At 59.9% G+C, this 15,343-nt stretch carries 17 protein-coding genes and 1 tRNA gene; 12 read left to right on the top strand and 6 right to left on the bottom strand.

The genetic code is table 11. The features are described from left to right. Positions 1-30 precede the first annotated feature (30 nt). The 3 genes from CAF63_RS20785 (at position 31) to CAF63_RS20775 (ending at position 2,101) form a co-directional block, all read left to right on the top strand. Complete coding sequence (locus tag CAF63_RS20785; protein WP_085688336.1) at positions 31-1,494, top strand: GDL motif peptide-associated radical SAM/SPASM maturase; 1,464 nt, start codon at positions 31-33, stop codon at positions 1,492-1,494. A 96-nt stretch (positions 1,495-1,590) separates the two neighbouring features. Then, a complete protein-coding gene (locus CAF63_RS20780) occupies positions 1,591-1,797 on the top strand; it encodes a hypothetical protein (protein WP_085688334.1) in 207 nt (68 codons plus the stop codon). Positions 1,798-2,026: 229 nt separating this feature from the next. Continuing rightward, positions 2,027-2,101, top strand: a tRNA-Gln gene (locus CAF63_RS20775). 51 nt (positions 2,102-2,152) lie between these two features. On the opposite strand, the gene CAF63_RS20770 is transcribed toward CAF63_RS20775, so the two are convergent. The 3 genes from CAF63_RS20770 to CAF63_RS20760 form a co-directional block, all read right to left on the bottom strand. Further along, a complete protein-coding gene (locus CAF63_RS20770) occupies positions 2,153-2,545 on the bottom strand; it encodes a DUF1801 domain-containing protein (RefSeq protein WP_085688332.1) in 393 nt (130 codons plus the stop codon). Between the two features lie 147 nt (positions 2,546-2,692). Further along, positions 2,693-3,034: a hypothetical protein gene (locus CAF63_RS20765; RefSeq protein WP_085688330.1), complete on the bottom strand. Its 342-nt coding sequence runs from the start codon at positions 3,032-3,034 to the stop codon at positions 2,693-2,695. Positions 3,035-3,120: 86 nt separating this feature from the next. Further along, positions 3,121-3,768 (bottom strand): ATPase, encoded by a 648-nt coding sequence (locus CAF63_RS20760; protein ID WP_085688328.1) that lies wholly within the window; start codon positions 3,766-3,768, stop codon positions 3,121-3,123. A 163-nt stretch (positions 3,769-3,931) separates the two neighbouring features. Between CAF63_RS20760 and CAF63_RS20755 the strand changes: the two genes are divergently transcribed. The 8 genes from CAF63_RS20755 to CAF63_RS20725 all read left to right on the top strand — a co-directional run bounded on the left by CAF63_RS20755 (position 3,932) and on the right by CAF63_RS20725 (position 9,990). Then, positions 3,932-4,177, top strand: a complete 246-nt coding sequence (locus tag CAF63_RS20755; RefSeq protein WP_085688326.1) for a hypothetical protein — start codon at positions 3,932-3,934, stop codon at positions 4,175-4,177. A gap of 51 nt (positions 4,178-4,228) precedes the next feature. Then, complete coding sequence (locus CAF63_RS20750) at positions 4,229-5,260, top strand: NAD(P)-dependent alcohol dehydrogenase (protein WP_085688324.1); 1,032 nt, start codon at positions 4,229-4,231, stop codon at positions 5,258-5,260. Positions 5,261-5,414: 154 nt separating this feature from the next. Beyond that, a complete protein-coding gene (locus CAF63_RS20745; RefSeq protein WP_085688322.1) occupies positions 5,415-6,602 on the top strand; it encodes an MFS transporter in 1,188 nt (395 codons plus the stop codon). A 104-nt stretch (positions 6,603-6,706) separates the two neighbouring features. Beyond that, positions 6,707-7,594 (top strand): LysR family transcriptional regulator, encoded by an 888-nt coding sequence (locus CAF63_RS20740; RefSeq protein ID WP_085688320.1) that lies wholly within the window; start codon positions 6,707-6,709, stop codon positions 7,592-7,594. 94 nt (positions 7,595-7,688) lie between these two features. Beyond that, complete coding sequence (locus tag CAF63_RS20735; protein WP_085688317.1) at positions 7,689-8,384, top strand: hypothetical protein; 696 nt, start codon at positions 7,689-7,691, stop codon at positions 8,382-8,384. Continuing rightward, positions 8,374-8,961 (top strand): hypothetical protein, encoded by a 588-nt coding sequence (locus CAF63_RS20730; protein ID WP_085688315.1) that lies wholly within the window; start codon positions 8,374-8,376, stop codon positions 8,959-8,961. The genes CAF63_RS20735 and CAF63_RS20730 overlap by 11 nt, the downstream gene beginning before the upstream one ends. Before the next feature lie 223 nt (positions 8,962-9,184). Next, a complete protein-coding gene (locus CAF63_RS28865) occupies positions 9,185-9,346 on the top strand; it encodes a hypothetical protein (RefSeq protein WP_178081311.1) in 162 nt (53 codons plus the stop codon). Between the two features lie 53 nt (positions 9,347-9,399). Next, the gene (locus CAF63_RS20725) at positions 9,400-9,990 is read left to right on the top strand and encodes a helix-turn-helix domain-containing protein (protein ID WP_178081312.1); all 591 of its coding nucleotides are present in this window, start codon (positions 9,400-9,402) and stop codon (positions 9,988-9,990) included. A gap of 65 nt (positions 9,991-10,055) precedes the next feature. Here the strand turns inward: CAF63_RS20725 and CAF63_RS29055 are convergent, their stop codons facing one another. Next, complete coding sequence (locus CAF63_RS29055) at positions 10,056-10,565, bottom strand: hypothetical protein (RefSeq protein WP_007955499.1); 510 nt, start codon at positions 10,563-10,565, stop codon at positions 10,056-10,058. A gap of 390 nt (positions 10,566-10,955) precedes the next feature. Between CAF63_RS29055 and CAF63_RS20715 the strand changes: the two genes are divergently transcribed. Further along, a complete protein-coding gene (locus tag CAF63_RS20715) occupies positions 10,956-11,417 on the top strand; it encodes a DUF3574 domain-containing protein (protein WP_085688311.1) in 462 nt (153 codons plus the stop codon). Here CAF63_RS20715 and CAF63_RS20710 read toward each other — a convergent pair. Both CAF63_RS20710 and CAF63_RS20705 read right to left on the bottom strand, forming a co-directional pair. Further along, positions 11,414-12,778, bottom strand: a complete 1,365-nt coding sequence (locus CAF63_RS20710) for an APC family permease (RefSeq protein ID WP_085688309.1) — start codon at positions 12,776-12,778, stop codon at positions 11,414-11,416. The two genes, CAF63_RS20715 and CAF63_RS20710, sit on opposite strands and share 4 nt — an antisense overlap. Before the next feature lie 41 nt (positions 12,779-12,819). Continuing rightward, positions 12,820-15,207: a TonB-dependent siderophore receptor gene (locus CAF63_RS20705; RefSeq protein WP_085688307.1), complete on the bottom strand. Its 2,388-nt coding sequence runs from the start codon at positions 15,205-15,207 to the stop codon at positions 12,820-12,822. Between the last annotated feature and the right edge of the window lie 136 nt (positions 15,208-15,343).

The following is a 15,343-nucleotide window of genomic DNA, read 5'->3' as shown; positions in this document are numbered from 1 at the left end:
CGCGCACAGGCCCGTGCGCAAGGATCTCCCATGACAGACAACCGCCCTGCCCGCTACCTCAGCGACACCGATCTCAAACGCTACGTGCCGGTGCACGTGGTCTGGGAAATCACCCTCGCCTGCGACCTCAAGTGCCTGCATTGCGGCTCCCGCGCGGGGCATCGGCGCCCCGATGAACTCAACACCCGCGAATGCCTCGACGTGATCGATTCCCTCGCTGCCCTCGGCACCCGCGAGATCACCCTGATCGGCGGCGAAGCCTATTTGCGCAAGGACTGGACGCAACTGATCCGCGCCATCCACGACCACGGCATGTACTGTGCGATCCAGACCGGCGGGCGCAATCTGACCCCGGCGAAAATGCAGGCTGCGGTCGAAGCCGGGCTCAACGGGGTCGGCATTTCCCTGGACGGACTCGCGCCGCTGCACGACAAGGTGCGCAACGTGCCCGGTTCGTTCGACAAGGCCGTCGACACCCTGCGCCGGGCCAAGGCGTCGGGGCTGGCGGTGAGCGTCAACACCCAGATCGGCGCAGCCACATTGCCCGACTTGCCGGAGCTGATGGACACCATCATCGAGCTCGGCGCCACCCATTGGCAGATCCAGATCACGGTGGCCATGGGCAACGCCGTCGACCATCCGGAACTGTTGCTCCAGCCTTATAAGCTGCTGGAGGTGATGCCACTGCTCGCCCGGTTGTACCGCGAAGGAGTGGATCGCGGATTGCTGATGAACGTCGGCAACAACATCGGTTACTACGGCCCTTACGAGCATCTGTGGCGCGGCTTCGGTGACGAGCGCGTGCACTGGAGCGGCTGCGCGGCCGGCCAGACCGTGCTGGCGCTGGAAGCCGACGGCACGGTGAAAGGTTGCCCGTCACTGGCGACCGTCGGTTTTTCCGGCGGCAACGTGCGCAACATGAGCCTGCACGATATCTGGCATTACAGCGAAGGCATGCACTTCGGCCGCCTGCGCTCGGTCGATGACCTGTGGGGCTACTGCCGAAGCTGTTATTACAACGACGTCTGCCGGGGCGGCTGCACCTGGACGTCGCATTCGCTGCTGGGCAAACCCGGCAACAACCCCTACTGCCACTACCGAACCCTGGAACTGCAAAAACAGGGTTTGCGCGAGCGCATCGTCAAAGTCGAAGACGCCGCCCAGCGCTCGTTTGCGGTCGGACGTTTTGACCTGATCACCGAACGCATCGACACCGGCGAAAAAGTCAGCAGCGTGAGCGACAGCGGACAAGTAATAAAACTGGCCTGGATCAATCAGGGCCAGTCTTCCCCCGAGGAAGGACGCCTGCCGACGCAACTGGCCCTGTGCCGCGACTGCCTGCAATACATCCACCCGCACGAATCGATCTGCCCGCACTGCCACGCCGACGTCGCCGCCGCCGAGGCCCGGCACCTGACCGACCGGGCCCGGCAGCAGGCGATCATGAAGACGCTGACCGGTTTGCTGGCGGGGGTGCCGGGTTCGTTAAGCTGAGACGGTGGCGGCTGCCGTCCACCCGGTTGCCGTTAAAAATCTCGAACTCGCGCCAAAACGCTGCATCCAACGTTTAAGCCAACGGAGGTCAGCGCCATGAACAACAACAGCAAAGCTCCACCCACTGATACGTCCGGCAAACCGGTCAATGTGGTGAAACGCGATCTTGAGGACCCGGACGACGACACCCGCGGCGTGGATGAGGTCATCACGCCCTCGTCGACCCGCACCAGGGAGCAGGACGCTGAAGAGTTGCAACGCAAGGTCGACGAAATCGAACGCAAGGTGGCGGACGGCAACTGATCTGTTCGTCGAGGCAGGTCTTTGCCAGGTTTTCGGGCTACAGCGGCCGCGCCGGTTTTCATGGCGTTCGCTGAAAAGCCCGAAAAACCTGACCGGCGATACCGTCCGGGAAATAAGTAGCTGTTTTCCATGAAATTTATTTGTTTCAGGGGTTCACAGATCGAAAGAGCGCTGGTAAAGTGCCGCCCACTGTTGCAGAGGTTCTCCCGGGACTGAAACCAATAGCTACAGGGGCGTCGCCAAGCGGTAAGGCAGCAGGTTTTGATCCTGCCATGCGTTGGTTCGAATCCAGCCGCCCCTGCCATTCTCTTCCTCGTTTCACCCTCCTGCGCTTCACCTCTGCCTCAACGGCAAATCATTTCTTTGAATTCAACGTAATCGCCGAACGCACCAGTGCTTTCAGAGCCTTGGCATCGATCGTGTCGTCTTCGTGAACATCGATCGCCCGCCGGGTATTGCCCTCCAGGCTGGCATTGAACAGTCCTGACGGATCCTCCAGCGCCGCGCCTTTGGCGAAGGTCATTTTCACCACAGCCTTGTAGGTTTCCCCGGTGCAGATGATGCCGCTGTGTGACCAGACAGGAACACCCCGCCACTTCCACTCCTCGACGACCTCAGGGTCAGCCTCGTGAATGATCGCGCGGATCTCGGCCAGCTTCTGGCCGCGCCAGTCATCCAGCTCCTTGATTCTTGCATCGATCAGCACAGAGGCATTCTCAGTCGCCGCGCCGCTGCCGTCCTTCTTCATATCTTTGTTCTCCCGAAAAGCATTTCCGCTATCCAGCGTAGCGCCGACTGCGCCAAACGCCGGGCAAAAAAAAGCCCCGCAAGGTGCGGGGCAAAGAATTGGTTGGTTGCGGCCAACCAAAGGAGCATCTTCAAAAGCGTTCAGCGATTACAGGCATTCCTGGGCAGCACGTTCAAAACTCGAGGGCATGAAACTTGAAGCCAGCAAGTGGCGCTCATACAAAAACACCTTGCCGCCGTCCTGTGCCTTGTAGGCTTCCAGGACGTTGTCCGCCGCCACCTTGCTCGGCACCACGATCCGGTAGCTGCGCTGGGTCTGCGACACGGTCGGGTTCAACGCACTGCCTTGCAGTTTCGGCACCACGCATTCGGCGTACTGGGCGGGCGTCTTGTGCGTCTGCAAGGTCAGCGTCGGGTCGTTCGGCGCGGAGGCGCAAGCGGTCAGCAACAAAGTGGCAGAAGCCATGACAGGGATAAAAAAAGCACGCATGGAAAAAATCCTGAAAATAAAAGGTTCGGTTCTTCGGCAACGTTCAGTGTCACGGGCACTGCCGTTGCCGTTTTTGATTAGGGTGTTCAGCCTGCACTCACCAAGGCTTTGAGCGAGTCGTCGAACTGCTTCAAGGCACTCAGTTGCAGGTCGCGCTGCTGTTCGATCCCGGCGGCGATTTCGGGCGCTGCCTTGTTGTGTACCCACACCGACGGCAGTTGCTTCTCCACCGCGCCTTCGGCCTTGCCGATGTATTGCAGGTTGGCGTCGTAGAAACGTGCGGCGAACCGCGCTTCGACCTGGCTGTTGTGCTGGGTCAGCAACTGGTTATGGGTGTCGAGCATCACCACCACATCCGGATGCGCCTGCATCAGAGCGTCGAGGCTTTCGTAAACAGTCACCGAGAGAAACTGCTGTTGCAGCGAGCTCATCAGCCAGTCGATGGCCAGTTCCGGATCGGAGCTGTCGACGAAGGCGTCACGAATCCGCGCATCGAGCGCATCCTTGGCACCGTTCACCGCCACATCGTGGTACCGCTCGAGGTATTGCAAGTTGTCCAGGGTGTTCTCGCTGTACAACACACCGACGGTTTGCGAGTGCTGCAGCGAGGCGCTGCTGCCGGCGACGGGCAGAAAATGGCACGATTTGGCGTCGTCTGCGTAAGCCGGGGCTACGGTGGCGGCCACCCCGCCCATCAGCAGGGCGACTACAGCCAGTCGGGTCAAAGTCTTCATCGCGCAATTCCTTCAGCGGCGTGTTCGATGGAGGCGATTTTCCGCCCATCGGCGCCAAAGCAGAACTTGCGTTTCTTGATGGTCACTATTACTTGAAGCAATAGTTGAACCGCGTGCAGACTGCGCCACACTCAATCACAACGAAAACAGATGAGGATTACCCGTGCGAACCTTTGACCTGATCCGCGATGCCGTCCTGCCCGAATTCCGCGACCGGGTGGCCGAATACCTTGTCGAATACGAAACCGTGCTGGGCCAGTCAGCGAACGATTCAGAGTCGGTGCGGGCCGTGGCCAATCAGTTGCGCGGTTATCTGCGCGGCCTCAATACCACGCGAGTGCTGGGCATGGCGGACTGGGAAGAACTGGATCGGCGCGTGCTGGACACCTGGCTAGCGCCCGCCCGATGACACGCTAGACTCTTCAGGCTGCGCCCGCAGCGCCAGACCTGGAGGTGTCCCATGAGCAATAACACCGAACCCACGACATTCACCGGCTGGGCCGCGACCTCGGCCGGCGCGCCACTGGAGCGCTACAGCTACGACCCCGGCCCGCTGGGAGATGAAGAAGTCGAAGTTGCCGTGGAGTACTGCGGCGTCTGCCACTCCGACCAATCGCTGATCGATAACGATTGGGGCATCAGCCAATACCCGTTCATCCCCGGCCATGAAGTGATCGGCCGCATCGTGCGCACAGGCCCGCAGGTGCGCGGTCTGGAAGTTGGCCAGCGCGTGGGGATCGGCTGGTACAAGGGCAGCTGCATGCATTGCTCGTCCTGCATCGGTGGCTCCCATCACCTGTGCGCCACCGCCAAACCAACGATCATTGGCAGTCACGGCGGATTCGCCGATCGGCTGCGCACCCATTGGGCCTGGGCACTGAAACTGCCGGACAACCTCGACCCTGCCCTTGCCGGCCCGTTGTTCTGCGCCGGCTCCACAGTCTTCAATCCGCTGGTGGAGTTCGACATCAAGCCGACCGACCGGGTCGGCGTGGTGGGCATCGGCGGCCTCGGGCACCTGGCGCTGCGGTTTCTCAATGCCTGGGGTTGCGACGTCACGGCCTTCACCTCTTCCCTGAGCAAACAGGACGAAGCCAAACGCCTCGGCGCCCACAAGGTCGTTGCCTCGACCGACAGCGAGGCGCTGAAAGCGATTGCCGGCACCCTCGACTTCCTGCTGATCACCGCCAACGCCAATCTCGACTGGACGGCCATGCTCGCCACCCTGCGCGGCAAGGGTCGGCTGCACTTCGTCGGCATCGTGCCCGACGCGATTCCGGTGCACGTGTTCAACCTCATCCCGCAACAGAAATCCCTGTCAGCCTCCCCGGTCGGCTCGCCCGCCACGGCGGCGACCATGCTTGAGTTCTGCGCGCGGCATCAGATCCTGCCGCAGGTCGAGGAGTTTCCGATGAGCAAGGTCAATGAAGCCGTCGACCACCTGCGCAGCGGCAAGGCGCGGTACCGGATTGTGTTGAACGCCAGCAAATGAACCCAGAGGCGCGTGAGTCAAAAACTCACGCGCCTTTTTTTTGCGCTTGTTGAAGATCAATCAATATTTTTATACCTGCACGCCGAAAATATAATTTCTTTTATAGATACGCCCCCCCTAGCCTCTCGCTATCTTCCACTTGCGAGAGGCTCCCATGCCAATTGTCATTTACATCTTCACCCTCAGCGCCTTCGCCCTCGGGCTTGCTGAATTCGTGCCGATCGGCCTGACCGAGGTCATGGCGCAAAGTCTCGGCGTCAACGTCGAAGCCACCGGCGCAACTATCACTGCCTATGCCTTGGGCGCCACCGTTGCTGCACCGATCTTCAGTGCACTTACGGCCAGTTGGTCACGCAAAAACGTGATGCTGGCGACGGCGCTGGTGTTCAGTGCCGGCAGTCTGGCCGCAGCGTTTTCCAGCACCCTGACGCTGATGCTGATCGCCCGCTTCATCGCCGGCATGGGGCATGGTCTGTTCTTGGCCGTGGCGTCCAGTACCGCCGCGCGACTGGCGGGTCCCGGCCGGGCAGGCAGCGCCGTCGCCGTGGTGTTTGGTGGTTTTACGCTGGCAATGGCGATCGGCGTGCCGATCAGCACCTATCTGGGAGGCGTAATGTCGTGGCGTCTGGTGTTGGCCGCCATCGCGCTGTTCGGTGCGATCGGTTTCTTTGGACTGCTGTTCGGCATGCGCGATCCACTGCCGACCGCCACGGACAGCGGTTCGGCCCTCGACAGCCTCAAGGCATTGTTGAACCGCAAACTGTTGGCCGGTGCGCTGGTCACGGTGCTCGGTTACGCCGGCTCGTTTGTGGCCTACACCTACATCGCTCCGGTGCTGACGGATATTACCGGCACCACTGCCGCCACCGTTGGCGTGTTCATGCTGTTGTACGGCGTGATGGCTGCCATCGGCAACGTGCTCGGCGGCAAACTCACCGATGCCTGGGGCGTCGACCGCGCCAGTGCTACGCTGATTGCCGGCATCGCGTTGGTCACCACGGGCATGTGGGCGTTCTCCGGTTCGTCCGTGATGATGGGCGTGCTGGTGGCGTTGCTCGGAATGTTCAGCTTCGCAGCCGTGCCGGCCTTGCAGGCGAGACTGATCGGGATTGCTGAACAGCATGCGCCTCACGCCCATGGCGTCGCCGCGGGCCTGAACATTGCCGGGTTCAACTCCGGGATTGCCCTCGGTTCGGTGGCGGGTGGCGTGACCATCAGCCAGATTGGCCTGAGCTATGTCGGCCTCACCGGCGCCGTGGTTTCGGCACTGGGTCTGCTGCTGATTCCCGGGCAGATGACCGCGAGCTCCGCACCGCGTTATCGCCCGGCCGATAACGCCTGATAAGGCTCGCTTCGGGAAATGCTGCAACGGCGTTTTCCCGAGGCAAGCACGCCTGCCGCCCGCCATGGTAAAAACCAGATTCAGCCCCCGGACGTCGCCACCCCATGAGCCACCTCACTCACCTGCGAACCTTCCTCGAAGCCTACCGCGCCAGGTCGTTTTCCAAGGCTGCCGAGCATCTGGGCATCACCCAGCCGGCGGCTTCGATGCATGTCCAGGCTGTGGAAGCGCTGGTGGGCAAACCGCTGTTCCATCGACTGCCGCGAGGCGTTGAACCGACGGAGGCTGCCGATGAGCTGGCCCGCTCGGTCGCGCCTTACCTGGACGGTCTGGAAAGCAAGATCGCTTCGCTGCGCCCTGGCCTGCTCAAGGGCGGTACGATTCATCTGGTCGGTCCTTCGGACTTCATCCACTCGCAAGTCGCCGCCCGCCTCGCACCGCTGATGGATGAAGGATTCTTGCTGCGTTTTCACACCGGCACGAAAAAGCGCATCTACGAGATGCTCGGATCAAAGCAGATCGATTTCGCGATCACCGCTTCCCTGCCCGACGAGCAGACCCATGGTTTCGCCCATCTACTGACAGAACGCATGCTGCTGGTCTACGCGCCAAGCCTGCTTGATCGCTTGGACAAACTCCCGACTCAGGAGCAACTGACCCAGGTCCCGCTGATTGCCTTCGACGAAGACCTCGCCCTGGTGCGCCCGCTGTGGTCGTCGATGTTTCAGATCGCCCCGCAACTACAAGCGTCGCTGACCATTCCGGACCTGCGGATCATCAAGGACCTCGCCATCGGTGGCCACGGCTGGACGGTTCTGCCGGATTATCAGTGCGCCGATGCGATTGCCGATGGCCGCCTGATTTCCCCGACCGTGCCCGGTGAAGCACCAGTCAACGTGCTGTATCTAGTGTGGCCCAAGAGCGCATTGCAGAGCCCGAGCCGGGTGTATGTGCGGGATATTCTGTTGAATGCCTTCTCGCCCCGATCTTAGTCGCCGCGCAGCTTTCGCTGATTTGAAAACCTCCAATGACACCTCGGCTACTCTCCAGATATGATCCGGCTCCTTGATAGCAATGAGCCACCCAATGAAGATTTACGAAAATATCATCATCGGTAATTTCCTGTTTGGCCTGGGTTGGGCGCTCAATGCGAAAAACCCTTCAGGCTCAATAGGCTGCGCAATCAACATGCTTCAGCAAACCCCTGCCGACAAGTTGCTGGGCGATCTCATGGTGGGGTTTAAAGGGGTCGTCCGTTTGATCGAGTTCAAACGAGAAGGCGCCGACATGACCAAGGAACTGGCAAAGCACAGCCTTTTGTCCAAAGCCGTGGCATCTGCGGACCTCGCCAGAATTTCACGCGAAGTGCATTGGTATCTCGAAGCCGGTGCTACCGAAGAATCACTGAATAGCCGGATTGTTCCCTATCTGGAAGCGTTCGACTCAGACGACTACACACAATCGATGTCGAGCTTTATTCAGGAGCTTGCCGATGAAGTTGTAAATCCGAAGAACCTCTACACAAACGAGCAAGTCGCAGAGTATCTGCATTGGCTGCGCATGACCCAAGGGAGCGGCAGAATCGGCTCGGGTGGTTTGCTGCTGGTCGCCGACCAGAACGGTACCCTGCGCTATCTACCCATGCGGGATCTGATGGACCTGAGTCTTACCCACGAACTTTGGCTTTCCCAAGAGCACGAGCACTCCAGGCAGCAACTTGCTCACGAATTGCAAATGGACATGAAAATGAAGCAGTCAAAGGGCATGACTTATGGACGGTAATGTTTCTGCACAAATCCAAAAGCAACTGGATGTCGTTCGAGGAATCCTTGAATCGACCATAGATGATAGAAAAACAGTCAGTACAGCCACTGATGCCTTGGCTACGCTAGATGCCGAGCTCAAGCTGACGCTGGAGGGTTTCAACACAAAAATCCATCAGTCTCTAAACGCCGTCGCCGTTGGTTCGGCTGAAAAAGCCGGACAGTTGCTCGCTGAAAACTTCGAAAAAGCCGATGCAGCTGCATTGGCTGCCGAAAAACGTTATCTAGAAGCGGCAAAGCGTGTCGGGGTGAAAATGTTCGGATATGCCGCACTCTGCCTACTGCTGACTTTCGGCGTCATTTCAGTTGCGCTGTATTTTCTGATTCCGTCACGATTGGAAATCGAAGCCAGACGCCAGGAACTGTCAACTCTGGAATCCAGTATCAAGGTACTCAAGAGTAAGGGGGCATTGCTTCAGGTCACGACATGCACTCTGGACGGCCATGCCGAACCCTGCGTCAGAACGGACGAACGTGATCCCTTGAATGTCTGGGGTAAGGGCGATATCACTTACAGGTTGATCTGGAGCAAGTAGCTGAGCAGAACGCTTCAAGCCAAGCCGAGGTTCGACACTCGTACCACATTGGCTCAGTACATTTAGGGCACGTTCCTTGGCACTTTGCTGGATGAGGCAGGAAAGAAGCGTCCAAAACATAAATAACCAGAAAGCATTAATAAATAAAAAATCAGTATTTATAGTTATAAAAATCTCGGCGTACTCTCACCTCATCCCGCCATTGAACACAGTGAAGTGCGCCATGAAACCGACTGACAACCTGATCGACTTCGCCGCCTACCGCAAACGCCGCCAAGCCCAGGAACGAGCGCGGGTGATGTGGGAAATGTATGCGCGCAATGCCGGCTATCAGGCTTACCAGTGGGTGCAAGCCGCTCGTTCCGGCGAGACGCGTCAAGCGTGAACGCCCGTGAACCCTCACGCTTTCTGGCGAGCGCCGATGAACCTGTGCTGGACCTGAACAACCTCGACTCCCTGGAAGAAGACCCGATCTGTGAACGCGTCGCGCAGAACCTGCAACGCCTGCGCGGCAAGCGGCATCTGTCGCTCGATGCCCTCGCCCGCCAGTGCGGCGTGAGCCGGGCAATGCTGGCGCAGATCGAGTCCGGGCGCAGCGTGCCGTCGATCAAGGTGCTGTGCAAAATCGCCAAGGGTTTGAAGGTGTCGGTAGCGGCGTTTCTCGAACATCGCGCGTTTGAAGGCGTTGCCGTGTTGTCGGCGAGCCAGAGCAAGCGACTGGTCAGCGCCAGCGGTGCCTTTGTCAGCCGCGCGTTGTTTCCGTTTGATGTGGCGCGCCAGTCGGAATTCTATGAACTGCGCCTGAGCCCGCTGGGCGAGGATCACTCCGAAGGGCATGGCCCAGGCGTGCAGGAAAACCTGGTGGTGGCCCAAGGCGTGCTGGAGGTCAGCGTCAACGACGAGCGCTATCTGCTGTCGACGGGCGACTCGATCCTGTTCTACGCCGACCAGCCCCACCGGTATCGCAACCCTGCCGACAGTGAAGCGGTGGCGTATCTGGTGGTGACCTACCCCGAACGCCTGGACTGACAAACAGACAACAAAAAGCCCGACCGGGAATTTCCCGGTCGGGCTTTTTCATGCGCTGGCGGAAATCAGCAGGTGCAGCACATCATCGGCATGCCGTTGCAGCTCATCATCATCGGCATGCTGCAGTCGTTCATCATTTTCATCATCAGGGCGCAGCAGTTCTTCATCATGTCCATGTTCATGCCCGGCATCGGCATGATTTTGCACATCATGCAGTCGGCCATCATGGTGCATTCCATCACGCACTTCATCGATGGCATCGGCATGCCCATCATCGGCATTGGCATCATCATGTTCATCATCGGCATGGCCATGGCCGCCGGGGACATGCACATCATGCTCATGTTGCCGCAATGCATCATCATCGGCATGCCGCAGTCCATCATCATCTGCATCATTTCAGCGCTGTTCTTGAACATGGCCATGTCCATGCCAGCGGCTGGCATCATCTTGCACATCATGCCGTCGTCCATCATGTCGCAGCTCATGGTCGCCATCATCATCGGCATGCCCGTCATCGGCATCATCGGCATGTTAGCGTTCATCGGCATTTGCATCTGCATGGCGTTCATCATGGTGTAGCTCCCTGAGGATTAAGAACTGGATGAGAAGTTGATGGAGCGGATTCTAAGGATTGGAAAATCCGCAACAAGCTGTCCATCGAGCAGCAAAAACTGCTGTTCAAACGCTTCAAGTGCCGCGTTCCGTGCGACTTGAACCGTTGCAGCAGCAGAGTGGACGCAATGACAGATCCGGCAAATGCGGTAGCAGGTTTTTAAATGTCATGGATATGCGATCCAACACCAAGCAAATAACTTAAAGAAATAATCGTTCTAACCAGCGCACATTATTTTTATCCTGCCTGCTTATTCCATTAATTCAGTACTAATCCACTTTTTAATCTTTTATTGCTATTAACCGTCCCCTCTATAATTCGGGACAGTTCTTAACAATAAGGAAGTTCCATGCCGCAACGTTTTCTACTGGCAGCACTGTTCCTGGCGGTCGCCGGGTGTGCCAGCCCTCCTCCGGTTTCCGTGCATACCAAAGATCCCGTCAGTTCGACCCTGCAAGGCGATGCCACGCGGCCGGCGCAGGCGCAGTGGGTGCGCACCGAGTTGTATTTCTCGGTAGGGCCGCTGGAAGGCGAGGAAGGTGTGGTGAGCCCGGCGCGCTGGCGCGAGTTTCTCGATCAGGAAGTAACGACGCGGTTCCCGGACGGGTTCAGCGTGTTCGATGCGTATGGGCAGTGGAAAGACCATGACGCGAAAGTGCCCGAGCGACTGGCGACCAAGGTGATTGTGATCCTGCACGAAAGCAGCGCGAAACGTGAAAGTGACATTGAGGCGATTCGTTTGGCGTACAAGCGGATTACGGGGGATCTGTCGGTGCTTCGTTTGTCTCAGCCGGCGGTGGTGTCCTTCTAATCTACGCTCCGTTGCAGAGCCTGCCGAGGTGTCGACACCAGGCGGCTCAAGCCGGCCAACAACAACGCGCCAACCACCAACACCCCGATCCCCAAAAATGCCCCCAACCCCACCACCGTCACGCTGGAATACAGCATGTACACGCACAACCCGAAAAACAGCAGCGGCAAAACCGGATAAAGCGGCACCCTGACCGGCCGGGGCACCTCGGGGAAACGCCGCCGCAGAATGATCAGCGCGAGGCTGCTCAAGCTCAGAAACAACCAGTACACCGGCGTCAGGTACTCGACCATGGTGTTGAAACCGCTCTGGGTAAAACTGCCAAACAACACCAACAACAACGCCACCGCGCCCTCCGCCAGCAGCGCCTTGCGCGGTACGCCGTCGCGCTCGTCCCATTCACCGAAGCGGCGCAATTGCGGAACATCGCGGGCGGCGGCGTAGGTGGTGCGAGCGCCGACCAGCAACGTCGAGTTGATGGTGGCGATGGCCGCAATGCCGACCATCAACAGGATCAGCAGCACGCCGGGAGCTCCGAAGGCGCGGTTCAACAGTTCCACCGCCGGCGCGTTGCTCGCGGCCAGGCCTTCAAATCCCAGCCCTTGAACGAACGCCCAGTTCAGCGCCAGATAGATCGCCATCAGCACTGTCAGCGCACCGAGCATGGCGATGAAAATACCGCGTCGACCATCGCGCACTTCGGCGGACAATGTCGCTGCATCGCTCCAGCCGCCGAAGGCCAGAAACACGAAGATCATCGCCGCAGAGAACCCTGCCGCGCCGGTGTGTTCGGGCACGACCGGATCGCTGGACAGCGCTGGTTCGATCCCTTGCCACGCCAGCCGGACTCCGGCGCTGGCAATGCTCAGGAACCCGACAGCAAGCAACCCGACCAGCACAGTCTGAGTAATGAAACCAATGTGCTTGCCCGTCAGATTCAGCAGCACCAACGCAGCAATGATCGCACCGGCAAACACCCCCGACCCGTAATGCCCCAACGGCACGACCGCGTTGAAGTAGTCGGCAAACATGAACGCCGACAACGCAATCCACCCGGTGTGCATCACCGAGAACCGCGACCAGGCAAACAGGAAGCCCATGCGCTCGCCATAAGCGGTGCGTAAAAAATGATAGTCACCGCCCGGATGCGGGAACGCGGTGGCCATCTCGGCAAAGCACAGGGCCCCGGCCATCGACGCCAGTCCGCCGAGCACCCAGACCCAATAGAAATGTTCCGGCCCGACGTTCAAGGCAACGGTCGGCGCGGTTTTGAGAATGTCGGTGGTGATGACCATGCCCAGCGTGATCAGCAACGCCTGAAACACCGGCAGATGGCGTTGGGGGCCGTTGGTTTTGCTCATGGTTCGTCCCGAAGAGGATCCGCCATCCATGGCGGCAAAACTCAGAAGCCGTAAGTGGCGGTGGCGTAGTAATAAGCGCCGTTGGTGCCGATCGGCGACAGCACGTCGTACGGCAGGTTGCCGCCGTAGTTGATGGCCGAGCCGGAGCGCTCCGGGTAGTTGTCGGTCAGGTTGTTGCCGCCCAGGGCGATGCTGAATTTCGGGGTGAATTTGTAGGTCACCTCGGCGTCCAGTTGCCACACCGCGCCGTAGGTTTGCTCCGGCTGCGAGTCGCCGAAATCGAACACCCGAGTGGTTTCGCCCTGGCGGGTCAGACGCCCGAGCAGGCCCCAATGTTCGCTGGTCCAGTTGGCGGAAAACACGAAGCGATCCTTGGGCGCGGCGTCGGTCAGGGTGTTGCGTTCCTCGACGCCGACCAGCGCGTCATTGCCGATGCCTAAGGCGGTCAGCTGCGACGGCGTGCCCTTGGTGCTGGTGACCTTGGTGTGGTTGTAGGTGTACGCGGTGGTCAGCCCCAGTTGCCCTTCGTAGAACGGCTGATGGTAGTTGAGCACCAGTTCCGCGCCGTCGGTGCTGGTATCAGCGGCGTTGGTGAAGAAGTTGACGTCATGGACGCCCGCAACACCGAAGTTGTCATTGATGTAGCTTTCCAGCGCGTCGCTGCCGATTCGCTGCGACAGGGTGATGCGGTCTTTGACGTCGATGCGGAACACGTCGAACGACGCATCGAAGCGATCGTTCAACTGGAACGTCAGGCCGAGGCTGAAGTTCTTCGAGGTTTCCGGATCGAGTTTTTCTGCACCCAGGGCACGGGCAATCGGATCGTTGACCGACAGCACGCGGATGTCAGTGAGCGTGCCGCCGTCGCCGAAGTTACTGGTGGTGTTCTGAAAGCCGCTCTGGGCCAGCGACGGCGCGCGGAAGTTGTTCGACACCGCACCGCGCAACGCCCATTGATCGGTCAACTTGTAGCGACCGCTGAGCTTGCCGGTGAGTTTGCTGCCGGCGTCGTCGTAATGTTCCCAGCGCGTGGCGGCGTCGACGAAGAAGCGGTCGGTGAGATCACCGGACAATTCGGCGTAGGTGCCGAACACGTTGCGATCCAGATCCGACTCTTCACTCGGGCGCAGGCCGTTTGCGCCATCGGCCCCGGAGCCGATGTAGGAGGCTTCATCCCCGGCAAAGGTCAGGTAGTTTTCGTAGCGATATTCACCGCCCACCGCCAGCACGAACGAGCGCCCGCCGAGGCGCAATTCGCGGCTGAAATCCAGGTTGGTGGTGGTCTGGCGCAACTCATAATCGCCAGTATCGAAGCGGGTCGGCGAGTCTGCGCCGAGGCTGACGTTGAGGGTGCGACGGGTCGCCGATTCAAAACGGTTGCGACCATGGGTGACGCTGCTGTCGAAATCCCAGTCGTCGCCAATCAGGCCTTTGTAGCCGGCGGTGGCGGAGATGTCGGTGTTGTCGCCCAGCGATTGCGGCAGGTAGCCGTTGGGGTAGAACTGCGGCTGCTCGGACGGGTAACGATAGAACTCGGCGCCGGTGGTGTGGCGCTCATTGTAGGTGCCGAAGCTGTAGGCCTTGCCGCCGGCCAGCGGCAATTCGCCGTTGAACCAGGCGTTGACGTCCCGCGCCACACCGTCGCCCATTACGTAGTTGCGCTGGCCCGGGGTGTCGGCGAAACCGTCGTAGCCGGCGCGGTTGGTCGGGTTGCGATCCTTGTACTCGGTGCCGCCGCGAATGAAGCCGCCCTCCTCGCCCAGCCGCGTACCGATCTTGGCGGTGGTCACGCTGTTCTGGCCGTCGGTGGTGGTTTTGCCGATGGCGTCCTGGTGGGTGTGATAGGCGCCGTAGCTGGTGGACACTTCGCCGCCTTCGGGGGCGTCGTCGAGGATGATGTTAATCACCCCGGCAATCGCGTCGGAGCCATACTGCGCGCCAGCACCGTCACGCAGCACTTCGATGCGTTTGATCGCGCTGATCGGGATCGAGTTGAAATCCACCGGCGCCGTGCCGCGCCCGATTTTCGACGAGTCGTTGACCACCGCCGAGGTGTGCCGACGCTTGCCGTTGACCAGCACCAGCACCTGATCCGGACTCATGCCGCGCAGCTGCGCGGCGCGCACGTGGTCGGCGCCGCCGGAGTTGGACTGGCGCGGAAAACTGAACGACGGCAACAGCGTCTGCAACGCCTGGCCCAGCTCGCCGCCACTGGCGCCGGCGGTCTTCAGGTCCTCGGCGGTCAACACATCCACCGGCACCGGCGAATCCAGCACCGTGCGAGCGGTGCCCCGGGTGCCGGTGACCAGCACGGTGCCCAGCCGTGTGTCATCGTCGGCGTGCGCGGAAGTCTCTTCGGCTTGCGCAGGAAGTTGCCAGATGGCACTGACAACAGCGATGGCGAGTAATGAACGCGAACGGTGAATCATGCGACAGCTCCTTGAATCGCAGTTAATAACCGGCCGCTGCCGAATCATGAAGTGTCGGCAATCAGTGCACGGCAATTTCTGCTGTAGTTTTGATATTCAGAAAGGCAGCGAAGTGTTTTGAACAACTATCGACTGT

Source organism: Pseudomonas sp. B20(2017), assembly GCF_002113125.1.
Taxonomy (GTDB): domain Bacteria; phylum Pseudomonadota; class Gammaproteobacteria; order Pseudomonadales; family Pseudomonadaceae; genus Aquipseudomonas.
The sequence above is the reverse complement of the archived record's forward strand: the minus strand, read 5'-3'. Positions and strand labels throughout refer to the sequence as shown.